The 20,909-nt window shown below is 57.8% G+C and carries 24 protein-coding genes; 12 read left to right on the top strand and 12 right to left on the bottom strand.

The window, feature by feature from the left end:
• Positions 1–385: 385 nt before the first annotated feature.
• Complete coding sequence (gene aroF, locus AC5S27_RS08845) at positions 386–1,441, top strand: 3-deoxy-7-phosphoheptulonate synthase (protein WP_493934199.1); 1,056 nt, start codon at positions 386–388, stop codon at positions 1,439–1,441.
• Complete coding sequence (locus AC5S27_RS08840) at positions 1,438–2,592, top strand: YncE family protein (RefSeq protein ID WP_493934198.1); 1,155 nt, start codon at positions 1,438–1,440, stop codon at positions 2,590–2,592. The genes aroF and AC5S27_RS08840 overlap by 4 nt, the downstream gene beginning before the upstream one ends.
• Here AC5S27_RS08840 and AC5S27_RS08835 read toward each other — a convergent pair whose 3' ends face one another.
• The gene (locus AC5S27_RS08835) at positions 2,593–3,561 is read right to left on the bottom strand and encodes a YihY/virulence factor BrkB family protein (protein ID WP_493934197.1); all 969 of its coding nucleotides are present in this window, start codon (positions 3,559–3,561) and stop codon (positions 2,593–2,595) included. It abuts the gene before it with no gap.
• Between the two features lie 317 nt (positions 3,562–3,878).
• On the opposite strand from AC5S27_RS08835, the gene AC5S27_RS08830 reads away from it, so the two are divergent.
• A complete protein-coding gene (locus AC5S27_RS08830; protein WP_493934196.1) occupies positions 3,879–4,085 on the top strand; it encodes a cold-shock protein in 207 nt (68 codons plus the stop codon).
• A 63-nt stretch (positions 4,086–4,148) separates the two neighbouring features.
• Here the strand turns inward: AC5S27_RS08830 and queG are convergent, their stop codons facing one another.
• Positions 4,149–5,345: a tRNA epoxyqueuosine(34) reductase QueG gene (gene queG / locus AC5S27_RS08825; RefSeq protein WP_493934195.1), complete on the bottom strand. Its 1,197-nt coding sequence runs from the start codon at positions 5,343–5,345 to the stop codon at positions 4,149–4,151.
• Between the two features lie 75 nt (positions 5,346–5,420).
• Here queG and AC5S27_RS08820 point away from each other — a divergent pair, with 75 nt between their 5' ends.
• The gene (locus tag AC5S27_RS08820) at positions 5,421–5,801 is read left to right on the top strand and encodes an STAS domain-containing protein (RefSeq protein ID WP_493934194.1); all 381 of its coding nucleotides are present in this window, start codon (positions 5,421–5,423) and stop codon (positions 5,799–5,801) included.
• Here the strand turns inward: AC5S27_RS08820 and AC5S27_RS08815 are convergent.
• Positions 5,786–6,955, bottom strand: coding sequence for a VWA domain-containing protein (locus AC5S27_RS08815; RefSeq protein ID WP_493934193.1), 1,170 nt, complete (start codon positions 6,953–6,955; stop codon positions 5,786–5,788). The two genes, AC5S27_RS08820 and AC5S27_RS08815, sit on opposite strands and share 16 nt — an antisense overlap.
• A 186-nt stretch (positions 6,956–7,141) precedes the next feature.
• Between AC5S27_RS08815 and AC5S27_RS08810 the strand changes: the two genes are divergently transcribed.
• Complete coding sequence (locus AC5S27_RS08810; RefSeq protein WP_493934192.1) at positions 7,142–7,696, top strand: hypothetical protein; 555 nt, start codon at positions 7,142–7,144, stop codon at positions 7,694–7,696.
• Between the two features lie 4 nt (positions 7,697–7,700).
• Here the strand turns inward: AC5S27_RS08810 and AC5S27_RS08805 are convergent, their stop codons facing one another.
• Positions 7,701–8,861 (bottom strand): glycosyltransferase family 2 protein, encoded by a 1,161-nt coding sequence (locus tag AC5S27_RS08805; RefSeq protein ID WP_493937291.1) that lies wholly within the window; start codon positions 8,859–8,861, stop codon positions 7,701–7,703.
• Between the two features lie 133 nt (positions 8,862–8,994).
• Complete coding sequence (locus AC5S27_RS08800) at positions 8,995–9,822, bottom strand: hypothetical protein (RefSeq protein WP_493934191.1); 828 nt, start codon at positions 9,820–9,822, stop codon at positions 8,995–8,997.
• Positions 9,823–9,931: 109 nt separating this feature from the next.
• Between AC5S27_RS08800 and AC5S27_RS08795 the strand changes: the two genes are divergently transcribed.
• From AC5S27_RS08795 to AC5S27_RS08775, 5 genes are all read left to right on the top strand, one after another.
• Positions 9,932–11,014, top strand: a complete 1,083-nt coding sequence (locus AC5S27_RS08795; protein WP_493934190.1) for a hypothetical protein — start codon at positions 9,932–9,934, stop codon at positions 11,012–11,014.
• Positions 11,015–11,048: 34 nt separating this feature from the next.
• On the top strand, positions 11,049–11,537 hold the full coding sequence (locus AC5S27_RS08790) for an NUDIX hydrolase (protein WP_493934189.1): 489 nt from the start codon (positions 11,049–11,051) through the stop codon (positions 11,535–11,537).
• The gene (locus tag AC5S27_RS08785) at positions 11,521–12,483 is read left to right on the top strand and encodes an alpha/beta fold hydrolase (RefSeq protein WP_493934188.1); all 963 of its coding nucleotides are present in this window, start codon (positions 11,521–11,523) and stop codon (positions 12,481–12,483) included. Before AC5S27_RS08790 ends, AC5S27_RS08785 begins: the two co-directional genes overlap by 17 nt.
• Before the next feature lie 66 nt (positions 12,484–12,549).
• Complete coding sequence (locus AC5S27_RS08780; protein ID WP_493934187.1) at positions 12,550–12,798, top strand: type II toxin-antitoxin system prevent-host-death family antitoxin; 249 nt, start codon at positions 12,550–12,552, stop codon at positions 12,796–12,798.
• Positions 12,798–13,217: a type II toxin-antitoxin system VapC family toxin gene (locus AC5S27_RS08775; protein WP_493934186.1), complete on the top strand. Its 420-nt coding sequence runs from the start codon at positions 12,798–12,800 to the stop codon at positions 13,215–13,217. Before AC5S27_RS08780 ends, AC5S27_RS08775 begins: the two co-directional genes overlap by 1 nt.
• Before the next feature lie 9 nt (positions 13,218–13,226).
• Here AC5S27_RS08775 and AC5S27_RS08770 read toward each other — a convergent pair whose 3' ends face one another.
• From AC5S27_RS08770 to AC5S27_RS08755, 4 genes are all read right to left on the bottom strand, one after another.
• Positions 13,227–13,817: a UbiX family flavin prenyltransferase gene (locus AC5S27_RS08770; RefSeq protein ID WP_493934185.1), complete on the bottom strand. Its 591-nt coding sequence runs from the start codon at positions 13,815–13,817 to the stop codon at positions 13,227–13,229.
• On the bottom strand, positions 13,814–14,371 hold the full coding sequence (locus AC5S27_RS08765) for a hypothetical protein (RefSeq protein WP_493934184.1): 558 nt from the start codon (positions 14,369–14,371) through the stop codon (positions 13,814–13,816). Before AC5S27_RS08765 ends, AC5S27_RS08770 begins: the two co-directional genes overlap by 4 nt.
• Before the next feature lies 1 nt (position 14,372).
• Entirely contained in the window at positions 14,373–15,683 is a 1,311-nt protein-coding gene (gene purB / locus AC5S27_RS08760) for an adenylosuccinate lyase (RefSeq protein ID WP_493934183.1), read from the bottom strand.
• 77 nt (positions 15,684–15,760) lie between these two features.
• Positions 15,761–16,021 (bottom strand): glutaredoxin family protein, encoded by a 261-nt coding sequence (locus AC5S27_RS08755; RefSeq protein WP_493934182.1) that lies wholly within the window; start codon positions 16,019–16,021, stop codon positions 15,761–15,763.
• Between the two features lie 47 nt (positions 16,022–16,068).
• On the opposite strand from AC5S27_RS08755, the gene AC5S27_RS08750 reads away from it, so the two are divergent.
• Positions 16,069–16,554: a cupin domain-containing protein gene (locus AC5S27_RS08750; RefSeq protein ID WP_493934181.1), complete on the top strand. Its 486-nt coding sequence runs from the start codon at positions 16,069–16,071 to the stop codon at positions 16,552–16,554.
• Here the strand turns inward: AC5S27_RS08750 and tadA are convergent.
• Genes tadA through AC5S27_RS08735 form a run of 3 tightly spaced genes read right to left on the bottom strand, consistent with a single transcriptional unit; the run spans position 16,541 to position 19,114 of the window.
• The gene (gene tadA / locus AC5S27_RS08745) at positions 16,541–17,059 is read right to left on the bottom strand and encodes a tRNA adenosine(34) deaminase TadA (RefSeq protein ID WP_493934180.1); all 519 of its coding nucleotides are present in this window, start codon (positions 17,057–17,059) and stop codon (positions 16,541–16,543) included. The genes AC5S27_RS08750 and tadA overlap by 14 nt on opposite strands.
• A 40-nt stretch (positions 17,060–17,099) precedes the next feature.
• Positions 17,100–18,164 carry an agmatine deiminase family protein gene (locus tag AC5S27_RS08740; protein WP_493934179.1) on the bottom strand — a complete coding sequence of 355 codons (1,065 nt, stop codon included), beginning with the start codon at positions 18,162–18,164 and terminating at the stop codon, positions 17,100–17,102.
• A 2-nt stretch (positions 18,165–18,166) separates the two neighbouring features.
• A complete protein-coding gene (locus tag AC5S27_RS08735; RefSeq protein ID WP_493934178.1) occupies positions 18,167–19,114 on the bottom strand; it encodes a carbon-nitrogen hydrolase in 948 nt (315 codons plus the stop codon).
• 283 nt (positions 19,115–19,397) lie between these two features.
• Here AC5S27_RS08735 and AC5S27_RS08730 point away from each other — a divergent pair, with 283 nt between their 5' ends.
• A complete protein-coding gene (locus tag AC5S27_RS08730) occupies positions 19,398–20,813 on the top strand; it encodes an NADP-dependent isocitrate dehydrogenase (RefSeq protein WP_493934177.1) in 1,416 nt (471 codons plus the stop codon).
• The last annotated feature ends 96 nt before the right edge of the window (positions 20,814–20,909 follow it).

Below are 20,909 nucleotides of genomic sequence, written 5' to 3'. Positions count from 1 at the left end.
ACCAACCCCGAATAAGCTCGCCGACGATTAGTGCAAACCGAGGAAGCAACCGCAGAACTCGGCTGCAACTTTCGTGTGAGTGGCACTACCACTGTCCAGATCAGGACAAAGTAATAGTGGTATTGGGTATCTACGTTACTTCAGGCATGATTACCACATGGACGGACTGAAGCGAAACAAAACAGTCCATACCAAGGAGCATCAACCCAATGCATGACCTTATGATCGGCGCCGCATTCATCCTCATGGTTCTCGCACCAGCAATCGTAGCCGCCTTTTCCGGTTCTTCCGAATCCCAGCCTGACTAGTTCAGTGCAACCGTTTTCACCGCTCCCATTGCCCGGATTCGCAGCAATCGTTACACTTGCTGTTTGAGGTTAAGGCCATGCTGGTAGTGATGAAAGCCCAGGCAACGCCGGAGCAAGTCCAGGCGGTTTGCGAATACATCGAGCAACTCGGATTCCGAGCCCACGCGCTTCCCGGCGCTCAACGCACAGCAATCGGCATCACCGGTAACCAAGGTGAAGTCGACCGCGGCAATATCGAAGAGCTCCCCGGCGTGGCGGAAGTCATCCGCGTCTCCAAAGCCTACAAACTGGCCAGCCGTGACTTGAAGCAGGAAGACACTATCATCCGCTTCCCCGGCACGGACGCCGTCATTGGCGGAGGCCAGAACGTCGCCATCGTTGCCGGCCCCTGCTCGATCGAAACCCGCGATCAGGCGTTCGCTATCGCCGACAAGGTTGCTGCTTCCGGCGCGCAGTTTTTCCGTGGAGGCGCATTCAAGCCGCGCACTTCGCCCTACGCCTTTCAGGGGCTGGGCGAAGAAGCGTTGCAGATCATGGCCGAGATCCGCGAACGCACCGGCATGCGCATCATTACCGAAGCTATCGACAACGAGAGCCTTGAACTCGTCGTCCAGTACGCCGACGTCATCCAAATCGGCGCACGCAACATGCAGAATTACTCCCTGCTGAAGAAAGCCGGACGCACACGCAAGCCCGTGCTGGTCAAGCGTGGCATGTCGGCGACGCTTGATGAGTTCCTGATGTCGGCCGAATACGTAATGAGTGAGGGCAATTACCAGGTTATCCTCTGCGAACGCGGCGTCCGCACCTTCGCCGACCATACCCGCAATACCCTCGACCTCAGCATCGTTCCCGCTGTCCAGCGCCTCAGCCACCTGCCCATCCTGGTTGACCCCAGCCACGGAACAGGAAAACGTAACAAGGTCGTGCCCATGGCCCGCGCAGCAGTCGCTGTCGGAGCCGACGGCATCATGGTCGAAGTGCACCATCAGCCGGAAAAGGCACTCTCCGACGGACCACAGTCGATCTATCCGGAGCAGTTCACGGAAATGATGGATCAGCTCGAGCAAATTGCGGCCGTGCTCCATCGCCAAGTTCCACGCGGTATTCATGTGGAAGCCCATACCGCGTGAATCAGCCTTCCACCAAACTTCTCGTTGGACTGGGTGCAAGCCTCGCGCTCGCGGGAATCTCCGCCTGCCGCAGCCACCACTTCCCACAGCATCCGGCCAACTACCGCGAATTCGCCTATGTTTCGAACGGCGGTAGCAACACCGTATCCATCTACGATGTTGTGAACATGCGCCTGGATCGCGAGCTCCAGGTTGGCAAGAATCCCAGCGGGGTCACGACCAACCCGAAGAGTAACGAGGTCTACGTCGTCAACTCCGGAAGCAGCTCTGAAAACGGATCCGTCTCGGTCATTGACAACGAGAACAACACTGTCGTTGCCACCATTCCGCTCCACGGGCAGCCCTATTTCCTCGATGTAGATGCAGCTGGGGAACGGGCCTACGTCGCCAATTCTGGATCGAACTCCGTCTCCATCCTTGATCTGAAGGCGCGCCGCGAAATCGCGGAGATCCGCACAGGCCAAGGCCCCGGTCTGGCCCGAATTTCACCCGACGGCAAGTCGCTTATTGTCACCAACCGCATCGGCAACAGCGTCACCATCATCGACCCGAAGTCGGGTCAGGTACGCAGGACCATTGATGGTTGCCCCGGCGCAACCGATGCGGTGATCCTGCCGGATTCCTCGAAAGCATTTGCAGCCTGCTCCGCCGGGCACCAGATCATGGCAATTTCCCTGGCAAACTCGGGCAATCGGCAGGATGCCCTGGAAGCCCTTCTTGATGTGGGTCATTCGCCGGTCCATCTTGCGCTTAAACCGGACGGTGGCGAACTCTTCGTCTCGAACTATGACTCAGACTCGATCTCTGAGGTCGTCACCGGCACCGATGATGTTGGCGGAGCGTACATGGTCGGCTCGCGTCCGGTCCGCGGCTTGGTAAGCGCCGACAATTCCCTGCTCTATGTCAGCAATTTCCGCTCGCAGGAACTGACGATTTACTCAATCGATGATGGCAAGCGAACCGGGACCATCCATATTGGAGATGGGCCTGACGCACTCGCTTTTTCCGCCGACGGCTTTCTACTCTTCGCAGTTGATGCGCGCTCCGGAGATGTTGCCGTGATCCGCACCGGCACCAATACGCTCTTCACTTTCCTGCCCACGGGTCGTCAGCCCAATGCGATTGCCCTAAAGGCTTTTGAACTCAAGTGATTATTTCTCTCGCGGCGACACATTCGCGGGATGCAGACTTTTATGGCGCATCGCGCTGAACTGTGCACCGGCGAAGAGCAACAGACCCGTGACATAAGCCCAAAGCAGTAGCCCAACAGACACCGAAAACGGTCCATAGAGAGCGCGCAGATCCAGCTTCGGCAGGAGAGCAACGAACAGATATTTCGCTCCTACCCACAGCAGTCCAGTCACCACAGAAACACGCAGCACCGGCCGCGGCGGCAGCTTGCGATTGGGCAGAAGCCAGTAGATCGAAAAGAAAAAGAGGATCGCCGCCACCGAGGTCGAAAGCGCCAGCCAAGATGCGCTTAGAAATCGAAACACAACGTTGTCGATATGGCCGAAGAGGACCATCGTCAACACCCAACGCTGACCGGCGTTGATGGCGATGCTCACCAGCCCGAGAAAGACCATCCACACCGCCAGCCCCAGTGCCACTAACTGATTCATGAGATAGTTGCGACTCACCGCAACACCCCACGAGCGGTTCAGCGCCACTTCGAGTGGCAGAAAAATCCCGGTGCACGACACCAGGATCATAAGCAGCGAGAACAGCCGCACTCCCTGCCGCGCAGCCACGACAGAGAGTGTGTGCGCAATCCAATCCTGATTGGAAGGCAGTAAGTACTCCACCATATCCCCAATCACATTCACCATCTCCTGCGAGTGGAAGAAGCTGTGTGCGATTGCGTAGAGCATCACGATAAACGGAATGAACGAGAGAATGGCGTTGGCCGAGACGCTGAAGGCGAACGTGTGAACTTCGCTGTCCAGCAGATACTTCAAGAGCACCCTACCATCGCGCCGCCACTGGAAACCATAGATCGGGAGCGGTCCTTCATCCGTCGCGCGAGCAGGCTGCGCTTCTGCCTTTACAACCTTCGTTGGAGTGGGCTGCCTTGGAGATAGAGGTTCCGCCTCAGTCTCGGATGATGAGATAGGTTTCATAGCGGTCGTTCCCCTTGATGTTACCAGAGGCTCTCGAATTCCCGCATGAACACTGAGGAAAATGCACAGAAGCGCGCTCACGCTGGCAGGCAACTCCCGTTTTTTCCCTTGCATTTTTAACCGAATCCTGACATAACCAGAGCACGGAAACCATCTGGGGCCACGATGTAAATACAGCTGAGACGTTATCACCTGTTCGCAGAATTCGCGTACAAAGCCTGCTCACTGGTGCGCCCGGCGGCCCATCATTCTCTACTTACTCATATCAACGAAACACATCCATAAGCGGCAGACACAACAAGCAAGGAGACTTCGGAGTGAAAGAACAAGGCGTCGTCAAGTGGTTTAACGGAGCTAAGGGTTACGGTTTCATTCAGCGGTCGACAGGCGAAGACGTATTTGTACATTTTTCTGCCATCCAGGCAGATGGATACCGCTCCTTGAACGAGGGGGAAGCGGTGGAGTTCGAGTTACAGCAGGGGCCGAAAGGCCTGAACGCAATTGAGGTTACCCGCTCCGCCTGAACTCCGGCAACCTGAGTAACGAGAACAGCTTCGCCTGCTCTCGAATCGGCTGCGTTTGCCACTCTACGGCCTGCGCTCCTGAATCTTGCGCATGGCCCAGCCTGCGGCATCGCGGAGGGCTCCCGTTCCCTCTGATCCCGCCTCATCAGGAACATCGTTCGCCCAACGTTCCAGCCAGGGTAAGAAGCGCGGAAGGCCGCTGTTGCCCATTGCAATCGCCACATTCCTTCGCAATCCGGCGAAGCCCGCCCGGCGCACCGGGGATCCATTGAAGTGCCGCTCGAAATCCGCCATCTCCAACCCGGCCAGCCACTCCAAGTCCGGATTCACCAGTTCTCCACGCATCGCTAAATCAGGCTCGGTCCCAATTGGAGCTTTGCGGTTCCACGGGCAGACATCCTGGCAGATATCGCAGCCGAAGACCTGCCGCCCCATCCCCTCACGTAATTCTTCTGATACCTCTCCGCGATGCTCGATCGTTAGATACGAGATGCAGCGCGTCGCATCCATTTGATACGGCGCAATGAGCGCCCCGGTCGGGCAGGCATCCAGGCAGCGGGTGCAACTGCCACAACGGTCTGGAACAGTCAGCGGGGCCTGATCCACCGATAGCTCCAGCGAAGTCACAAGCACTGCCAGAAAATTCCACGAGCCCAGTTTCGGATGAATAAGGCAGGTATTCTTCCCCGTCCAGCCCATACCGGCCGCTCGTGCAACCGAACGCTCCACTACCGGTCCAGTATCGACGTAAGCCCGGCTCTCGAACTCCCCAAAACTCTCGTGCATCGCCGCCTCGAGCATTCGCAACCGCTTCAACAGCACCTTGTGATAATCGCTGGGTCGAATCTTTCCCTTTTCGTCCCGGCGCCCTGACCACGCGTAGCGAGCTATCCAGCCAGCCTCAGCGGCTGCCGGTGCCGTCGAAAGTGGTGCATCCGCGTTATATCCGGCCAGGCAAACTACTACCGACCGCGCCCATGGAAACGGAACATCCACCCGGCCGCGAACCAGCGCATTCTCGTCGTTGCGCCGAGCCAGATAGGCCATGCTTCCTGCCCGGCCCGCATCGATAAACTCCTCAAAACGCTCGGCATCCCGCTCAACAGCGGAGTGCGGCAGCCCCACAATACCGGCATGCGTGAAGCTGGCTTCAAGCGCCAGCTCGCGAATCCTTTGCTGCATCAGCGGGCCATCGGAACGGGTTTTCGCATCCGAATGCGTCTGAGAGGAATCTAACGGGATGGAACCAGTGGTAGTCATCTTTACGTATTCAATCTCACGAACGGGATTTGCGGCGAAATGAACCCTGCCGCTGGTCCGTTCAGGAGGACAAGTATGACTCTATCGTCTTTTTCTAATTCAACATCGCCCGGAAGCCTGGTCGGTAGCGCAGTTGCTACTACTATTGCCATTGACTTTGAGTTGGTACGCGGCACCGAAGAGCAGATCGTCAACTCTCTCAAACCACGCGTTGCCTCGGAATCTGTGGCCTTGAACCTCGCTGGCGTGGAGCGCATCGACGCTGCCGGCATTGCCGCTCTCATCACGCTGTACTGCACGGCTGTCGAAGCAGGCACGGATTTCTCCGTTGTCTCGCCGTCGGCACACGTGCTTGAACTGCTCCGCATCGTCGGCCTCGAATCGATCCTCGTGGCCGATGGTCGGCCCCGCGGTGCCGAACGCACACGGCTGCACAGGACTCAGTTCGCGGCGTAATACCCTTCACGGGTGACGACGACAAGCTTCTCGTCTTTCGCTTTCAACGCAATCTTGTGGAAACCGTCAGAGTCGTCTTTGGTCGCGGGGTTATCCGGCGTATAGGTGAGGAGATATTGGCCGCGTAGTTCTGCGGTAATCTGGGCGTAGACTTCGTCGAAGCTGTCTCTCTTTTTCGCCTCGAAGAATACCCCACCGGTGCGCTCGGCAATCTTTTCCAGAATCTTTTTCCCATCGATCTTGGGCTCTTCGCCTCCGCCCGGCCTCTGTCCGCCACGACCGCCGCCTGGGTAGCCTCCTCCACCACCGGGATAACCGCCCCCGCCGCCGGGATACCCTCCGCCGCCGCGCCGCCCCTGCCCTAAGCCCGGCATACTACCGTGGTCTGACTCACCCTTGAAGTAGACCGTATACACCGAAACGTTGGCCTTTTCCGCCGCGTCGATCGCATCATTCATCGATTCCTTGCTGCCTCTATCCACGCCATCGGAAAGCACGATGAGCGCTTTCCGCCCTGGCTCCTTCATCATCAGCTCATTCGAGGCAAGGTAGATTGCGTCATACATCTGGGTGCCGCCGCCACGGCGACCGCCGCGACCGCCGCCTGAACCTCCGCGATCGCCGCCGCTCTGATCTCCGCTGTTCTGGCCACCCGATGAAGTCGTCATCTCGTCGAGCTCGTGGTGGAGCTTGCTCTTCGACGACGTAAAGTCCTGTAGCAACTCCACCTCGTGGTCAAAGTGCAGCAAGAAAGCCTTGTCCGCTGGCTGAGCGAGCATCTGGTCGACGAATTTCCCGGTAGCGGACCGCTCAGCCGGAAGTCCAGCCTCAAGACTGCGGCTCGTGTCGACCAAAAGCCCGATCCGGAACGGCAGATTGCTTTCCTTCGCAAAGCTTTTGATCGTCTGCGGACGCGAGTCCTCGGTCAAAATGAAATCGCTCGCCTTCAAATTGGGAACGACCTGGCCTTTCTTGTCTCGCACCGTCACCGGCAGAACGACTTCGCGCGCGTCTACCTTCAGCGTGGTGGCCGTGGCCGGAGTAGATTGTCCGCCTGTCTCTTGGGCATTCCCCGGAAGCGCAACACTGCACACCAACGCCGGGATGAGAAAAATCAAAGACGAATTACGCAAAGTTTGGAGACGAAAATTCAAGGATGTCATCATGGGTTTTGAGAGCAGACGAAAGAGTCAAATACGTCGTCTTTCGGTTAGACGAACGGCACACGAACAAGTTGACGCAATCGACTTCCAAGTCGCCTTCCCTTTCTCCCCCAATGGCGGTAGCCTGCTTGCATTCCTTCGGATTGCAGACTTCAAACGTTGCCGAGGAGCGAATCCATGCCTCATTCGCAGGTCCCGTGCAAGCCGTCCGTGTGGATCTGGCTCGTCATTTTTATGGTCGTACCCGCAACTCTTCCCGCAAGAGCAGCGAGGAAGCCGATCGCCTGCCTCACGGTTGCCCAGGCCGCCCAGCAGCCAAATCAGGACATCTGCGTTACCGCACACGTCTACGACGTAGTCGAGGCCAGCGACGGCACGCGCTTTCTTGACCTCTGCCCGCCGGATCAAGCTGACGCGGAGTGTCATTTCACCATCCTGAGCCTGCCTGCCGACCATGACGATATCGGCGACTTGCGCCGGTACCGCGACCAGGATGTGCAAGTCCGAGGGATCGTCCGCTCGACGCACGGCCGCATGGGAATCGTTCTGAGTCACCTGCGGCAGTTTAGCGGTGGTCCGGAAAAGTTCCGGCCCAACCCGAGGCTGGTACGCGGCTTCAACGGGCAGACCGACCGACCGCCGGTTCGGGATCCAAATCTAGCCCCGACCGGTCGTCACCGCAGCTTCATGGACCATAGAGATGAGGAGCCCCTACCTGCGGCAAAGAAATAGTCGCCTACCAGAACCGTCCAGAGTGCGCGCGCAGGTCTTTGAGTGAATAGAGCGTTCCGCGCCAGACTACTCCTCCGCGCCAAAGCGCCAGGACCATCGACCGAATCATGGCAAAGAGAAACAACCCAGCTGCGAATGGATACAAGATTACGTAACCCACCGGCACTCGCGTCACACGGTAGCTCGCGGCGTACACCAATGCAATCACCGCGAAGTTCGCCACTCCTCCTGCGCGCGCCCAGCCGCCTGTCGCAAGCCCCAACAGTGGCCAAACGATCTGGAAGGCAAGTCCTATGCATGATAGGACGGTCAGCGCCATGTTGTACCGATGCAGTGCGAACAGATTCTTCTCCAGATTTCGCACAACTCCCCAGGCGCCATTTGCCCAGCGCACAGAAACGAGCCCCGGCCCGAGTGCCACCCGCTGACGCAGCCCAGCACGCTTTACCATCCAGCCAAGTCTCAAATCTTCAAGCACTTCCATCTTTAAAGCTCGAAACCCTCCAAGCTTTTCATAAGCGCTTCGGCGAATCAGATTGAAGGCTCCCACTCCAATGAAGTCTTTCGCCTTCGAATCGTTTACCCGCCACAGTCGCATGGTCCAGGTAGTCAAGGCGTGCATCGCGCCATGCATCGCCGCCTCACCAGGCCTTCCAGTGATCCAGTCCGGCATCACGACCAGATGATCCGTATGCTCGGCTATCGCGTACTGGAATGCTCTCGCTAGAGTCTCCGGAGCAAACATGACATCGCCATCCGTAAATAAAATCCACTCTGCTTTGGCCAGAGAAGCGGCTTCGGCCAACGCATGTGGCTTGCCAAGCCATCCAGATGGAAGCCATTTAATATGAATAGTATCGAGAGACAAATCGAGATTTTTATTGACAACCTTGAGAGCCAGCTCCTCCATGCGGGCACCTGTTTCATCGACGGAGCGATCATTGACCGCTATGATCTGCAGTCGAATGCCTTTGGAGGCCAAGAGCGACCCTAAGGTGGCTCCGATTGAAGCCTCTTCGTTGCAGGCGGGCACAACGACCGTGAGCTGAGGATCATTCGCGGAAAGGCTTCGTAAGTCTTTGAAATCAAGTTTATTTAGGTCTGCTATAGAATCAAGGTGACACCACCATTGCAGTCCCTGCCAAAACCATCCAAACGCTAGCATCCAAACCGATGCTGCGAATCCCCAATGCCAGATTAGAGCGAGAGTCACCCTTAAAGTATCGCCCGAAGTAAGACAAAACGACCGATACTCCAGCTAGAAAGCTTGCAGCGGATGGAAATCCATCCAAGCGTAATTATTCGTTTGGAGGCGGAGCTCCCTCCGGAGGCTGCCCTTGCTGCTGTTGCTGTTGCATCTGCCGCTGCTGAATCTCCTGCAATATCTGCTGAGGAGTCTTACCCTGCTGCCCGGGTGGTTGTGGGACCATTCCAGGTGAGCGGTTTAAGTTCGGATCGATCGGTGGCAGCTCCGGCTGCTCCTGATCTTCCTGAGCATCGTCGTCCCCGCCTTGGTTTTGCTGACCGCCGTTCAGCTGCCCCTGCGGAGGGGCGCCGCGCCCGGTCTTAGCCGTCAGAACCAGTTCCCTGGGAGTTCCCTCGCCCTGGTCGCCGACCATCATTACGTTATATCCGGAGCCCTCCAGCAACTGGCCAAGGACCACCCGAGCGGAAGCCGGGCCGTAGCTCCCGTACACCCGCTGGTCACCATGAGGGGCTGTTCCGATGCCTTCCACCTTGACACCGGTGGCCATCGAAACGTCCTGGAGAATCTGCTTCAGGCTCGAGTTCGTGGCGGCAATGCTCAGATCACGACCATTCCAGCCTACTGATGCAGCTTGAGCCTTCGCGTTGGCCGGCCAATCCGGCGGCGGAGGATCCGGCGGTCGCGTCTCTACTACCGGCAGTGCCTCAGCCGCAGCCTTGGCCGCCTTGCGCTTGCCATGCGTGCGCTTGGAAACCGTTTGCGTGCCGGCCTTCGACGTGCCCGGCTTAGCCGCCGCGGGCAGTCCCGAGGTGGCCTGTCCGGCATTGGGTGCTTGTCCGGCCAGCGTAATACCGCCAGCCGCCAGAATCATCGCTAACGTCGCTACCCCGGTTTCCCGCAAAGCGGAAATGAATCTCATGGTCAATTCCCTGACTTGAAGCTAACCGCTAACCAAACACCCACTGTACTAGACTAACAAGAGTAGGGAAACGCTCGCTGTCAGGCATTCGAGCGCGGGAGCCGTACCGATGAATTTGCAGTTCGCGCCTTCAGAATCCGGGATTCAGCCGCTAGCCGGCACGCAATCTCACCCCAGACGCACCCTCGCTCTCATCGCGACCCTATTTGTGGCCGCAACCTGCTCTGCACTTGCTGTGAGTTGCACCACCCAGGGCGCAATGCAACCGGCTGATCGAGATGCCCTCGTGGCCGCTGCAGCGCCCATGGCCGCCAGCCTCGCCTCGCAGGACCTGAACGTACTCCAGTCTTCGCTCCTACCGTCGATCTCGGGTGAGTGGGACGGAATACGGACTGTCGCCCAAGGTGCAGCACCTCTCTTCAAAGGTGGAAATGTTCACTGGCGCAGCATCTATGTGCTCGACGCGACCGAACTGAAAGCTCCTGCAGACACAGAATTTTTCTGCACCAATACCGACAACACCCTGACTGTTACCGTCAATTTGCGCAGCCTCCCTCCAGGCCGCTACGGTCTGATGCTCGGTGACTCAACCAGTACGCCGCTTGCTGGTCAACTCGGCCTGATCCTCGCAACTGACTCGGCAGCATCGAATCAATGGAAGCTCGGTGGACTCTTTGTGCGCGAAGGTGCACTGGATGGCCACGACCCCGTCGCTTATTGGACTCAGGCCCGGTCCCTTGCCGCCAAGAAATCCGCATCGACGTCCTGGGCCGCCTGGTATAGCTACGACTTGGCCCGTTTGCTCGAACTACCTGTCGACTTCATATCAACCCCCAATCTCGAAAAGCTGAACAGGGAGCAGTCTCTGGTCGGTGCCAATCCCGCCGAATCCCTGCCCCTGACAATAGCCGGGAGCACTCAGCCTGAATCGGTCTCAGGCACCGGGAAGTCGTGGAAGATTACAAATCTGCATGTCGACACTACTCTGCACACGGCAGATCTCGGCATCACCTATGAGGGGACTGGCTTGACCGAACCTGTTGCCGCCAAGGCAGAGGCAGTCGCCGTTATGAGCGGCCTCCTCAAGTTGCATCCCGACCTCCGAGATAACTTCCACGGTCTGTGGGCCTACGCTGAAAAGGACGGCAAGCGGACCTACGCTATCGAAGTCGCCATGCGCGACATCCCGTAAATCCTCTGTGCAAAGTTGAGACAGGAGAACTGCTTTGACGCAACGGGAGTTTCCCTCCACCCCGCTCGTCGGTGTTGGCGCCGTCATCGTCGATTCCGCTGGCCGTGTCCTGCTTATTCAGCGGGGAACCGAGCCGATGAAAGGTCACTGGTCGCTTCCCGGCGGACTTGTTGACCTGGGTGAGAGCCTGCTTGAGGGTGTTCAGCGTGAAGTAACCGAAGAAACTGGGTTACTTGTCGCCCCTCAGGCAATCGTTGAGGTGGTAGATCGCATCTATAGAGAGAGTGGCGCTCAAGAAGACGGCAAATCGCGAGTCCGCTACCACTATGTTGTCGTTGATTATTGGTGTCGCGTCGTCGGTGGCCATTTGCAGTCATCATCGGACGCAGCCAATGTTGCCTGGGCGACCCGTGCCGAGTGGCATGATTCTAACCCTTTTTTGTTGGAGACCATCACTATGCAGGTAATTGAAAAAGGCTGGCGGATGGCTCAGGAAGCAGGCATCCATGGCGGCTTGGCCTAAATGGCTTTTGCGTTCTTCTCTGGCTTTCGGGCTCATTATCGCTATGGCCGGCTCGATGTTTGTAGTCAAGCCGACCTGGGTTTTTGACAAGATCCAACACATACAACTGATCGCTTCGGGTGTGGAGAGTCACACCGTCTGGGTGAACGGTTACCGCATCCACTATTACGTGCGAGGGCCAGTGAATGGCCAGCCCGTTGTGTTGGTGCATGGTCTGGGAGGACGCGGCGAGGATTGGGTCAAACTTGCCCCCTACCTGGAGAAATCTGGATTTCGCGTCTACACTCCCGATTTGCTCGGCTTCGGCCAGTCGGAAGAGCCGCGCAACGTGAACTATTCCATCGCGGAACAGGCGCGTGTGATCCGCTTTTTCCTGGATCGCCTCCATCTCCAGCAACCAGACCTGGTCGGCTGGTCCATGGGTGGCTGGATTGTTCAGAAAGTCGCTATCGACCACCCTGGGCGCGTTCGCCGCCTCGTATTAATGGACAGCGCAGGACTCCGGATGGCGCCGGGCCTTGATACGCGCCTGTTCACACCAACCACCCCAGACGAGTTAAGCCGCCTGAACGAATTCCTGACGCCCAATCCGCCCAAGATGCCCGGTTTCGTTGCGCAGGACATCCTCCGCGTCTCCGCCAATACATCCTGGGTGATCAAGCGCGCCCTGGCTTCCATGTTCTCGGCCAAGGACGTGACAGATGACGATTTGCCCAGCCTCAAGATGCCAGTGTTGATCCTCTGGGGCGATCAGGACCGGGTGACGCCTTTGACCGAAGGGCGCGCTATGCACAACCTCATCCCGCAGTCTCGTCTCGCGGTCGCCAAAGGCTGTGGGCACCTTGCCCCAGCTCAGTGCGCCGACCGTTTGGGACCGGAGATGGCCGCTTTCCTGCAAAGCAGCACGGGCCTGCCTGCAGGCGAGAGCCTCCTCGCCGAACGCTGAATCTGGATATCAATAGAAACGTACATAACGTACGCTCAATCATGTACATCGTGCTATATTTCATGCATGGAAGTGACAATCACTCAATTTCGTCGTGAGATATTCGACTTGGTCAATCAAGCCATGAGCGGAGTCGATGTTTGGATTACTCATAAGGGCAACCGGTTCAAGGTCGTTCCGGAGGGTAAGCCCGTTAGCCGATTAAGCCGGCTGACACCCATGGAAATCATGAAACCAGATTCCTCAGAAGAAGATGAGACGAGGATGAAGGAAGAAATGCGTGCGGCGTGGGAGAAGGATTGGGAAGATTTGTGATGACGTCCCATCTGCCCGTTCTCCCACCTCTAACTCTTCCGATTGCGTACCTGGATACGAATGTCGTTCTGTGGCTAACGCAGTCCAAGCTCGAGAGATTCAGTGACAGAGTCTTAGACATTCTGAACACGGCAGAACTTCTGCTCTCCCCTATGGTTCTGATCGAGCTCGAGTATCTATACGAAATTGGACGTACCAAGATTTCTTCCCGCGAAGTCCAAATCAAAATCGAATACGAACTCGATACCCGGGTGTGCGATTTACCCTTTGCAACTGTCGCTGGTGTGATGGTCGGTGAAAAGTGGACAAGGGATCCGTTTGATCGCATGATCGTGGCCCAAGCTAAAGCGAATGGGTTTGCCCACCTCATCACAGCAGATCGCGAGATCGCGAAAGTCTATCCTCGAACAATCTGGTAAGAACTTGCGCTACTCCCCGGGCTTCCAGACGTAAGCGTCTTTCTGCGGCAGACCTATATGCGCCAGCACTCGGCAGACAAATTGCCGCGCCATCTCCGTTGAATCGATGGGGCGATTGTAGAAAGCGGGAATGACCGGGAAGATGACGGCACCTGCATCCGAAGCGAGTTGCATATTACGAAGATGAATACGGTTGAAGGGCGTCTCCCGGACACACAAAATCAGCGGCCGGCGCTCCTTCAAGGTCACGTCCGCAGCCCGCGCAATCAGCGTATCCGCCATGCCGTTCGCAATGGAAGCCAGCGTCCCCATACTGCACGGCAGCACAATCATTCCGTTCGAGGGATAGCTCCCACTGGCAACCGACGCGCCAATATCGCTCTCGGAGAGCTGCACCGTCTTGGTCGCAGCGCATCCAAGTAGCTTTTCGACGAGATTGTTGCGCCCGCTGATCTGGAGTTCCTCAGCGAGAACTCGCAAAGAGTTCTCCGACGGCAGAAAATGCACTCGCGCCACTCGCTCATCGGCTTCCAGAGCTCGCAGCATCTCCTGCGCAAACACGCTGCCGGATGCCCCGGTCATGGCGAGAATCAGGTTCATGGCTTGATCTCACTTGTTCGTTTGCTTGTAGGCTTGTAGACCGACCCGTTGTACTTGAACTTCTGTCTTATCTCGAATGAAGCGCTGGACCAGAACGTTCGTATGTCATGATGACCGTTGGTGGCTTGCGAAAGGATTTCAACACTCAGAGCACCGGTAAAGAGCAATGCTGTAGCCTTATTTTCACGAACTCGCACAATCCAGAACCAGTCATTGTCTGCTCCCGCCATCGGTTTGCTTCCGACCGCGATGAAATCCTTTTCTTCCGCATCTCCCAGATCAACTGGTGCTACACGGAAGACTTTACGTTGAGATTCTCGATCAAGTTCGGTAAGTCTTGTGCCGATGAGTCTGGCTTCACGCGTCGCCAAGAGTGCATTCAAGATGATATCCGTCGGAGGATTAGCATCTTTGAACCCAGCGTTACCATCGTCCGGATAAAAGATAGCCAAAGGCTTACTGCCAGTGCGTGCGGGGCGCTGCTGTGCGCAAATTGACCTCGGTCCCCCGAAGCAGAGCAGCATTGCAGCGACGGCAATAAGAGTGCGCAGCATTCTACTCTCCCAAAACGCGTGCAAAGATCGCATCCACATTGCCCAACTGCCGAGTCATATCGAAAGTCTTCGCCAAATGCTCTTCCGAGAGCAAGGACGAGATTTCAGCATCCATCGCCACTTCGTCGCGGAAAACCAGATCTTCTTTCCACGAACGCATCGCATGTCCTTGCACCAGCCTGTAAGCATCCTCGCGCATCATGCCAGCCTCGGCCAGGTCCAGCAGCAACTGCCCCGAGAAGATCAGCCCGCCCGTGCTCTCGAGGTTGCGCAGCATCCGCGCCGGATAGACCAGAAGCTTGTCGATCAGGTTGGTCGTCTTCGCCAGCAGGTAGTGCGTCAGAATCGTCGAGTCCGGGAAGATGATCCGCTCCACAGACGAATGCGAAATATCCCGCTCATGCCACAGCGGAATGTTCTCAAATGCCGCCTGCGCATTCGACCGCAGAATACGCGCCAGCCCGCTAATCTGTTCGCTGGTAATCGGATTCTTCTTATGCGGCATTGCCGAAGAGCCCTTCTGCTTCTCGCTGAAGTACTCCTGCGCCTCACGTACCTCGGTCCGCTGCAGATGCCGGATTTCGGTCGCGATCTTGTCTAGGGTCGAGCCAATCAGCGCCAGTACCGAGATAAACGCGGCGTGCCGATCGCGTTGAATCACCTGCGTCGCCACCGGCGCCGGCTTCAATCCAAGCCGCGCGCAGATGAGCTCCTCATGGCGTGGGCTCAAATGGCCAAACGTGCCAACCGCTCCTGAAAGCTTACCCACGCGCATATCTTCCGCAGCCGCATCGAAGCGGACAAGATTGCGCTCCATCTCCGCAAACCAGTTCAGCAGCTTCAATCCAAAGGTCGTTGGCTCCGCGTGGATGCCGTGGGTGCGCCCGATGGTCGGCGTGTGCTTGAATTCGATCGCCCGCTTCTTCAGCACCTCAAGGAAGCCCACCAGCGCCACGCGAATCAGCCCGGAAGCTTCCTTCACCTGCAAGGCCTGTGCCGTATCCACAATGTCATTTGAAGTGAGCCCGTAGTGCAGCCAGCGGGACTCTGCATCGAGCCCTTGCGCCTTCAGCGACTCAGCGACAGCCGTAGTGAAGGCAATCACATCATGCTTCACCTCCGCTTCAATGGCTTGAATCCGCGCTACATCGAAGCTGGCCTTCTGCTCGATGGCCTCTGCGGCAGCAACGGGGATCACCCCGTCCTCAGCTAGCACAGTACTTGCCGCAGACTCCACACGGAGCCAGCAGCGATATTTGTTTTCCTCAGTCCAGATTCCGCCCATCGCAGGCAGCGTATAGCGCTCAATCAAGCAGGGTTCTCCCATGCGCCCACATCAGGCAGGCAACCCCTAATTGTAGCGGCTCAGCAGGATTCGGTGGCTATCAGTTACAACCTCGTGTTGATCCCGAACTTTGCATCCAGCTCGTCATACAGAATTCCGCGCCCCGGCTTGTATGGCTGGAACCACTCGCCGTCGAGCACCAGCTGCGGAATCGCCCGCTTACCCACATGCCTCAACACTTCATCGGAAGCCGACGGATCCGCCTCGATATCGATCTCAGTGAAGGCAATACCGTGCGCATCCAGATACCGCTTCGTTTCGCGGCAGTCACGGCACCAGGGGGCGGAGTACATGAGAACCTGCATGGCGCAATTCTACCCTGTCTGTAATGCGGCGCAGTACGATTAAGAACATGACCGCCGCAGAAATCAAGGCCCTGCTCGACCTCGAAGCCCACCCCTACGAAGGCGGCTTCTTCCGCCGCACCTATACGTCATCGTCCAAGGTTCAGCTCGAACGCGGCGAACGCGACAGCGGCACAGCCATCTACTACCTGCTCGAACCCGGCACCTTCAGCGAAATGCACGCCCTCAACTCCGATGAACTCTTCCACTTCTATCTCGGCGATCCGGTAGAAATGGTCCAGCTCTGGCCGGATGGAAGCACTCGCGTTGTGATCCTCGGCCCCGACCTCGCAGCAGGCCAGCAAGTGCAGCATCTGGTTCCAGCAGGGGTTTGGCAGGGCACAAAACTCATCGGCGACGGCAAAGTAGCACTGCTAGGCTGCTCCGTAGTCCCGGGCTTCGACCATGCCGATTACACCAGCGCAGGCTTCGCGGAACTCTCTGCAAAATGGCCGGCGCAAACCGAGCGCATCCGCCAGCTCACTCGGAGCTAAGCTGCTCCGCAGTCGCTTCTTCAATTCTGACTGGGATTTTGGATTGCTCCGCGCTCCCCTTGCGCCGCTCCCGAAAAAAAGCTCTTAGAAGCTCCGCAGACTCCTCGGCAAGCAACCCGGAATCCAGCTGCATCTGGTGATTCAGCCGGGGATGATTAATCACCGAAAGCACCGACCCCGCCGCCCCAGCCTTGGGATCGGCGGTGGCGTACACCACGCGGTCCACCCGCGCATGCACCAAGGCCCCGGCGCACATCGAGCAAGGCTCCAGGGTTACGTAGAGCGTACATCCACCCAGCCGGTGATTGCCCACCAATTGCCCAGCAGCCCGCAGGGCGACAACCTCCGCATGACCGGTCGGATCGTTATCCCGTAGCACTCGATTCTGCGCTCGCACGACGATCTGATCGCCGCGCACAATCACCGCTCCGACAGGCACTTCTCCTGCCTGTCCGGCGGCAATTGCTTCGTCCAGTGCCAGCTGTAGATAATCCAGATCGTTCATTGCTGGTTACTATTCTCGCATCCCTCTACATACAGGCAGACTAAGCAGGCTGCTGCTGCGTCATACAATGCAGCGTTCCCAGCCCCCACACCAAATCCACCGCATGAATCCCGATCACTTCACGGTCCGGGAAAAGCTCTGCCAGAATCCCCAGCGCGATGCGATCGTTGCGGTCATGGAAGGTGGGCACCAGCACAAGCTCGTTCGCAATATAGAAATTGGCATAGCTGGCCGGTAGCCGCTGACCGCGAAAGACCACCGGCTTCGGCAGCGGCAGCTCGACAATCGTCCACTGCCTGCCTTTCGGCGTCCGCGAAGCCTTTAACCGCGCCAGGTTGTCGGCAAGCACTGCGCGGTTATAGTCGCTGGCGTCTGGCTCAATCGCCGTGACAATCGTCGACTCACCCGCAAACCGGGTGATGTCGTCGACGTGCCCATGCGTATCATCACCGGCAATGCCATCGCCTAGCCAGATCACCTGATCGATACCCAGATATTCGCTGAAAGCAAGCTCCAGCTCCTCACGCGAAACTCCAGGATTCCGCTGCTGGACGGTGCTCAGCAGGCATTCTTCCGTGGTTAGCATCGTTCCGGCGCCGTTGACGTCAATACTGCCGCCCTCCAGCACCAGACGCTGCTTGCCGGCGACGGGTTGCCAGCGGTCCATCTTCAAAGACTTTGCTGCATGCGCCGGAACCTGGTCATCCAGCTTCCAGTCGTCATATTTCGCCCAGGCGTTGAACTTCCAATCGGTAATCGTGACTTTGCCCGCCGCATCTTTAACAAAAATCGGTCCTGAATCCCGTAGCCACACCCGGTCCGTAGCCCAGACGTGAAAGACAACATTGTCAAGATTCGCGCCAGCGCGCTTCAGAGCACTCTCCGCACGCCGTCGAACAGACTCGGTGCTCACGAGGATATTCACCCGCTCGCGGTAGGAAAGCAGCCGCACGATCTCGGCATACACCCAGGGAATGGCCGCGAACTTCCCCGGCCAGTCCGCCGGATTCTGCGGCCAGCCCAGCCAGGTCCCCTCATGCCGGTCCCACTCCGCAGGCATGCGGAAACCAAGCTCCCGCGGAGTTCTGTCCTTCAGAATGGCCATGGTTATTTCAACTCCGCCAGCACAGGCATCGGGTCCAGGAACCGCTGCGTGATCCCGCCATACGCATCAATGCGCCGGTCGCGTAGGAACGGCCAGTTCCGCCGCGTATCTTCGAGCAGCGTTGGATCGATCTCCGCAATGAGAATCTCCTCATCCGTATGCGAAGCCTTGGCGATGATCCGTCCAAACGGATCGGCCAGAAATGACCCGCCCCAGAACTCCAGCCCCTTGCCCTCGACCTTATTTCCCAGCACGTCACCCTCTTCGTGCCCCACGCGGTTTACACCCGCGACGTACACTCCGTTGGCAATCGCATGCCCGCGCTGGATCGTCTGCCACGCGTCATACTGCGCCTCGCCAAACTCTTCCTTCTCCGCCGGATGCCAGCCAATCGCTGTTGGGTAAAACAGCGTTTCCGCTCCCTGCAGCGCCGTCAGACGTGCACCTTCCGGATACCACTGGTCCCAGCAAACCAGCGTCCCGATGCGGCCAAACGCAGTATCAAGAGCCTGAAATCCGCGATCCCCCGGCGTAAAGTAGAACTTCTCGTAATACAGCGGATCGTCCGGAATGTGCATCTTGCGATACACGCTGGCAATGTTGCCGTCGGTATGAAACGTCACGGCGGTGTTGTGATACAGCCCCGCAGCGCGCCTCTCAAAGAGCGAAGCAATTACTACCGTCCGCGTCTCCCGCGCAACCTCTGCGATAGCAGCAGTGCTCGGCCCCGGAATCGCCTCTGCCAGATCAAAGAGCTTGATATCTTCCCGCTGGCAGAAATACTGCGCCTGAAAGAGTTCCGGCAGGCAGATCACCTGCGCGCCCTTCGCCGCCGCCTCACGCACCTTGTCGAGCGCATGCGCCAAATTCGCCGCCGGGTCCGCACCCATGCTCATCTGAATCAAACCGACCTTGTACTTACGCGACTTTGCGCCAGCTGCCTGTGACATTTCTCAATTTCTCCAATCGGCGACTGCGGTCTAACGGCTAATCAACCCTCGCTCCAAACCCTAAGTTTATCGCATGGGGATTTTGCAGGACCTCAAATTGGATGCGCCAACCGCAGGATTGATGCATCGTTCATAATTACTGGCGTTGAGGTGAGCCTACGCGCATTGCCACCTTCAATTTCAGAATGATAGCCTCTAGTTTCGGCTTCGCACGCGCACGTAAACCCCATCCAAAGCTGAAGAGAACGAATTCTGAACTGTCGAAAGGAACACAGGCACAGCAATGCAAACCACCTATAACGGATTGGCCCTACCCGCCGATGGCACCCCGATCGAATACTCCGATGGCAAGTTCACCGTTCCCGACAACCCGATCATCCCGTTCATCGAGGGCGACGGCACGGGCCGCGACATCTGGAAGGCGTCGCAGCGCGTTTTCGACGCAGCCGTGGAGAAGGCCTACGGTGGCAAGCGCGCCATCAAGTGGTTCGAAATCTTCGCCGGCGAGAAGGCTTATCGCCAATTCCAGACGTGGCTACCTGACGACAGCGTCAACGCCGCCCGCGACCTGCGCGTCTCCATCAAGGGACCTCTCACCACGCCCGTAGGCGGTGGCATCCGCTCGCTCAACGTGGCCCTGCGCCAGATCCTCGACCTGTACAGCTGCGTTCGCCCGGTCAAGTACTACAACGGCGTTCCCTCGCCCGTGAAGCACCCTGAGCGCTGCGACATCCTCCTGTATCGCGAAAACACCGAGGACGTCTACTCCGGCATCGAGTTCAAGCAGGGGTCCTCCGACGCAGCCAGGCTGATCGACTTCCTCAACAACGATCTGCTCCAGGAAAAGAGAAACGGCGGCGGCAAGAAGCAGGTTCGCCTCGACTCCGGCGTCGGCATCAAGCCGATTTCCATCTTTGGCACCAAGCGCCTCGTACGCGCTGCCATCAAGGGCGCGCTTGAAACCGGCCGCAAGACCGTCACCCTCGTCCACAAGGGCAACATCCAGAAGTTCACCGAAGGCGCCTTCCGCGAGTGGGGCTACGAAGTAGCCGTGCAGGAGTTCCGCGACCAGACCGTCACCGAACGCGAAAGCTGGATCCTCGGCAACGTCGAAGCCAACCCCAGCATCACGGTAGAAGAGAACGCCGCGCTCATCGAGCCAGGCATTGAATTCGGCACCGACGCCTTCCGCGAAGAGCTCTACGCCGAGGTGAAAGCCGTACTCGCTTCCATCGGCGAATCACACGGCGGCGGCAAGTGGAAGAGCAAGATTCTCGTCAACGACCGCATCGCGGACAGCATCTTCCAGCAGATCATCATCCGCCCGGAAGACTACAGCGTCCTTGCCACCTCAAACCTCAACGGCGATTACATCTCAGACGCTGCAGCAGCGCAGGTCGGCGGCCTCGGCATCGCCCCCGGAGCCAATATCGGCGACGGCTATGCGGTCTTCGAAGCTACTCACGGGACGGCTCCCAAGTACGCCGATAAGGACATGATCAACCCCGGATCGGTCATCCTGTCCGGCGTCATGCTGCTCGAGTTCATTGGCTGGAAAGAAGCCGCCAAGCTGGTCGAAGACTCGCTCGAAAAGACCATCACGCAGAAGACCGTAACCTACGACTTCGCCCGCCAGCTCGAAGGTGCAACGAAGGTCGGTACCAGCGAATTTGCCACGAAGATCATCGCGAACATGTAAGAACGAGTGTGAGTGTGGAGTGTGAGTGCGCAGCACATTCCGTTCATGCTTCTCACACTCACGCTTCACACTCACACTAGCTTTCAAGAAGGAGCA

The sequence above is a fragment of the Acidicapsa borealis genome (assembly GCF_059115245.1).
Note: the sequence above shows the minus strand (reverse complement) of the source record. Positions and strands in the feature narration are given on the sequence as shown.

Excerpts from the sequence above, each read along its gene's own strand:
- AC5S27_RS08810 (WP_493934192.1), top strand. The coding sequence starts at position 7,142 with ATGCCTCATTCGCAGGTCCCGTGCAAGCCGTCCGTGTGGATCTGGCTC.
- aroF (WP_493934199.1), top strand. The coding sequence starts at position 386 with ATGCTGGTAGTGATGAAAGCCCAGGCAACGCCGGAGCAAGTCCAGGCG.
- queG (WP_493934195.1), bottom strand. The coding sequence starts at position 5,345 with ATGACTACCACTGGTTCCATCCCGTTAGATTCCTCTCAGACGCATTCG.
- tadA (WP_493934180.1), bottom strand. The coding sequence starts at position 17,059 with ATGAACGATCTGGATTATCTACAGCTGGCACTGGACGAAGCAATTGCC.
- AC5S27_RS08800 (WP_493934191.1), bottom strand. The coding sequence starts at position 9,822 with ATGAGATTCATTTCCGCTTTGCGGGAAACCGGGGTAGCGACGTTAGCG.
- AC5S27_RS08820 (WP_493934194.1), top strand. The coding sequence starts at position 5,421 with ATGACTCTATCGTCTTTTTCTAATTCAACATCGCCCGGAAGCCTGGTC.
- AC5S27_RS08750 (WP_493934181.1), top strand. The coding sequence starts at position 16,069 with ATGACCGCCGCAGAAATCAAGGCCCTGCTCGACCTCGAAGCCCACCCC.
- AC5S27_RS08805 (WP_493937291.1), bottom strand. The coding sequence starts at position 8,861 with ATGCTAGCGTTTGGATGGTTTTGGCAGGGACTGCAATGGTGGTGTCAC.
- AC5S27_RS08780 (WP_493934187.1), top strand. The coding sequence starts at position 12,550 with ATGGAAGTGACAATCACTCAATTTCGTCGTGAGATATTCGACTTGGTC.
- AC5S27_RS08775 (WP_493934186.1), top strand. The coding sequence starts at position 12,798 with ATGACGTCCCATCTGCCCGTTCTCCCACCTCTAACTCTTCCGATTGCG.
- AC5S27_RS08785 (WP_493934188.1), top strand. The coding sequence starts at position 11,521 with ATGGCGGCTTGGCCTAAATGGCTTTTGCGTTCTTCTCTGGCTTTCGGG.
- AC5S27_RS08740 (WP_493934179.1), bottom strand. The coding sequence starts at position 18,164 with ATGGCCATTCTGAAGGACAGAACTCCGCGGGAGCTTGGTTTCCGCATG.
- AC5S27_RS08835 (WP_493934197.1), bottom strand. The coding sequence starts at position 3,561 with ATGAAACCTATCTCATCATCCGAGACTGAGGCGGAACCTCTATCTCCA.
- AC5S27_RS08765 (WP_493934184.1), bottom strand. The coding sequence starts at position 14,371 with ATGCTGCGCACTCTTATTGCCGTCGCTGCAATGCTGCTCTGCTTCGGG.
- AC5S27_RS08795 (WP_493934190.1), top strand. The coding sequence starts at position 9,932 with ATGAATTTGCAGTTCGCGCCTTCAGAATCCGGGATTCAGCCGCTAGCC.
- AC5S27_RS08755 (WP_493934182.1), bottom strand. The coding sequence starts at position 16,021 with ATGCAGGTTCTCATGTACTCCGCCCCCTGGTGCCGTGACTGCCGCGAA.
- AC5S27_RS08770 (WP_493934185.1), bottom strand. The coding sequence starts at position 13,817 with ATGAACCTGATTCTCGCCATGACCGGGGCATCCGGCAGCGTGTTTGCG.
- AC5S27_RS08730 (WP_493934177.1), top strand. The coding sequence starts at position 19,398 with ATGCAAACCACCTATAACGGATTGGCCCTACCCGCCGATGGCACCCCG.
- AC5S27_RS08735 (WP_493934178.1), bottom strand. The coding sequence starts at position 19,114 with ATGTCACAGGCAGCTGGCGCAAAGTCGCGTAAGTACAAGGTCGGTTTG.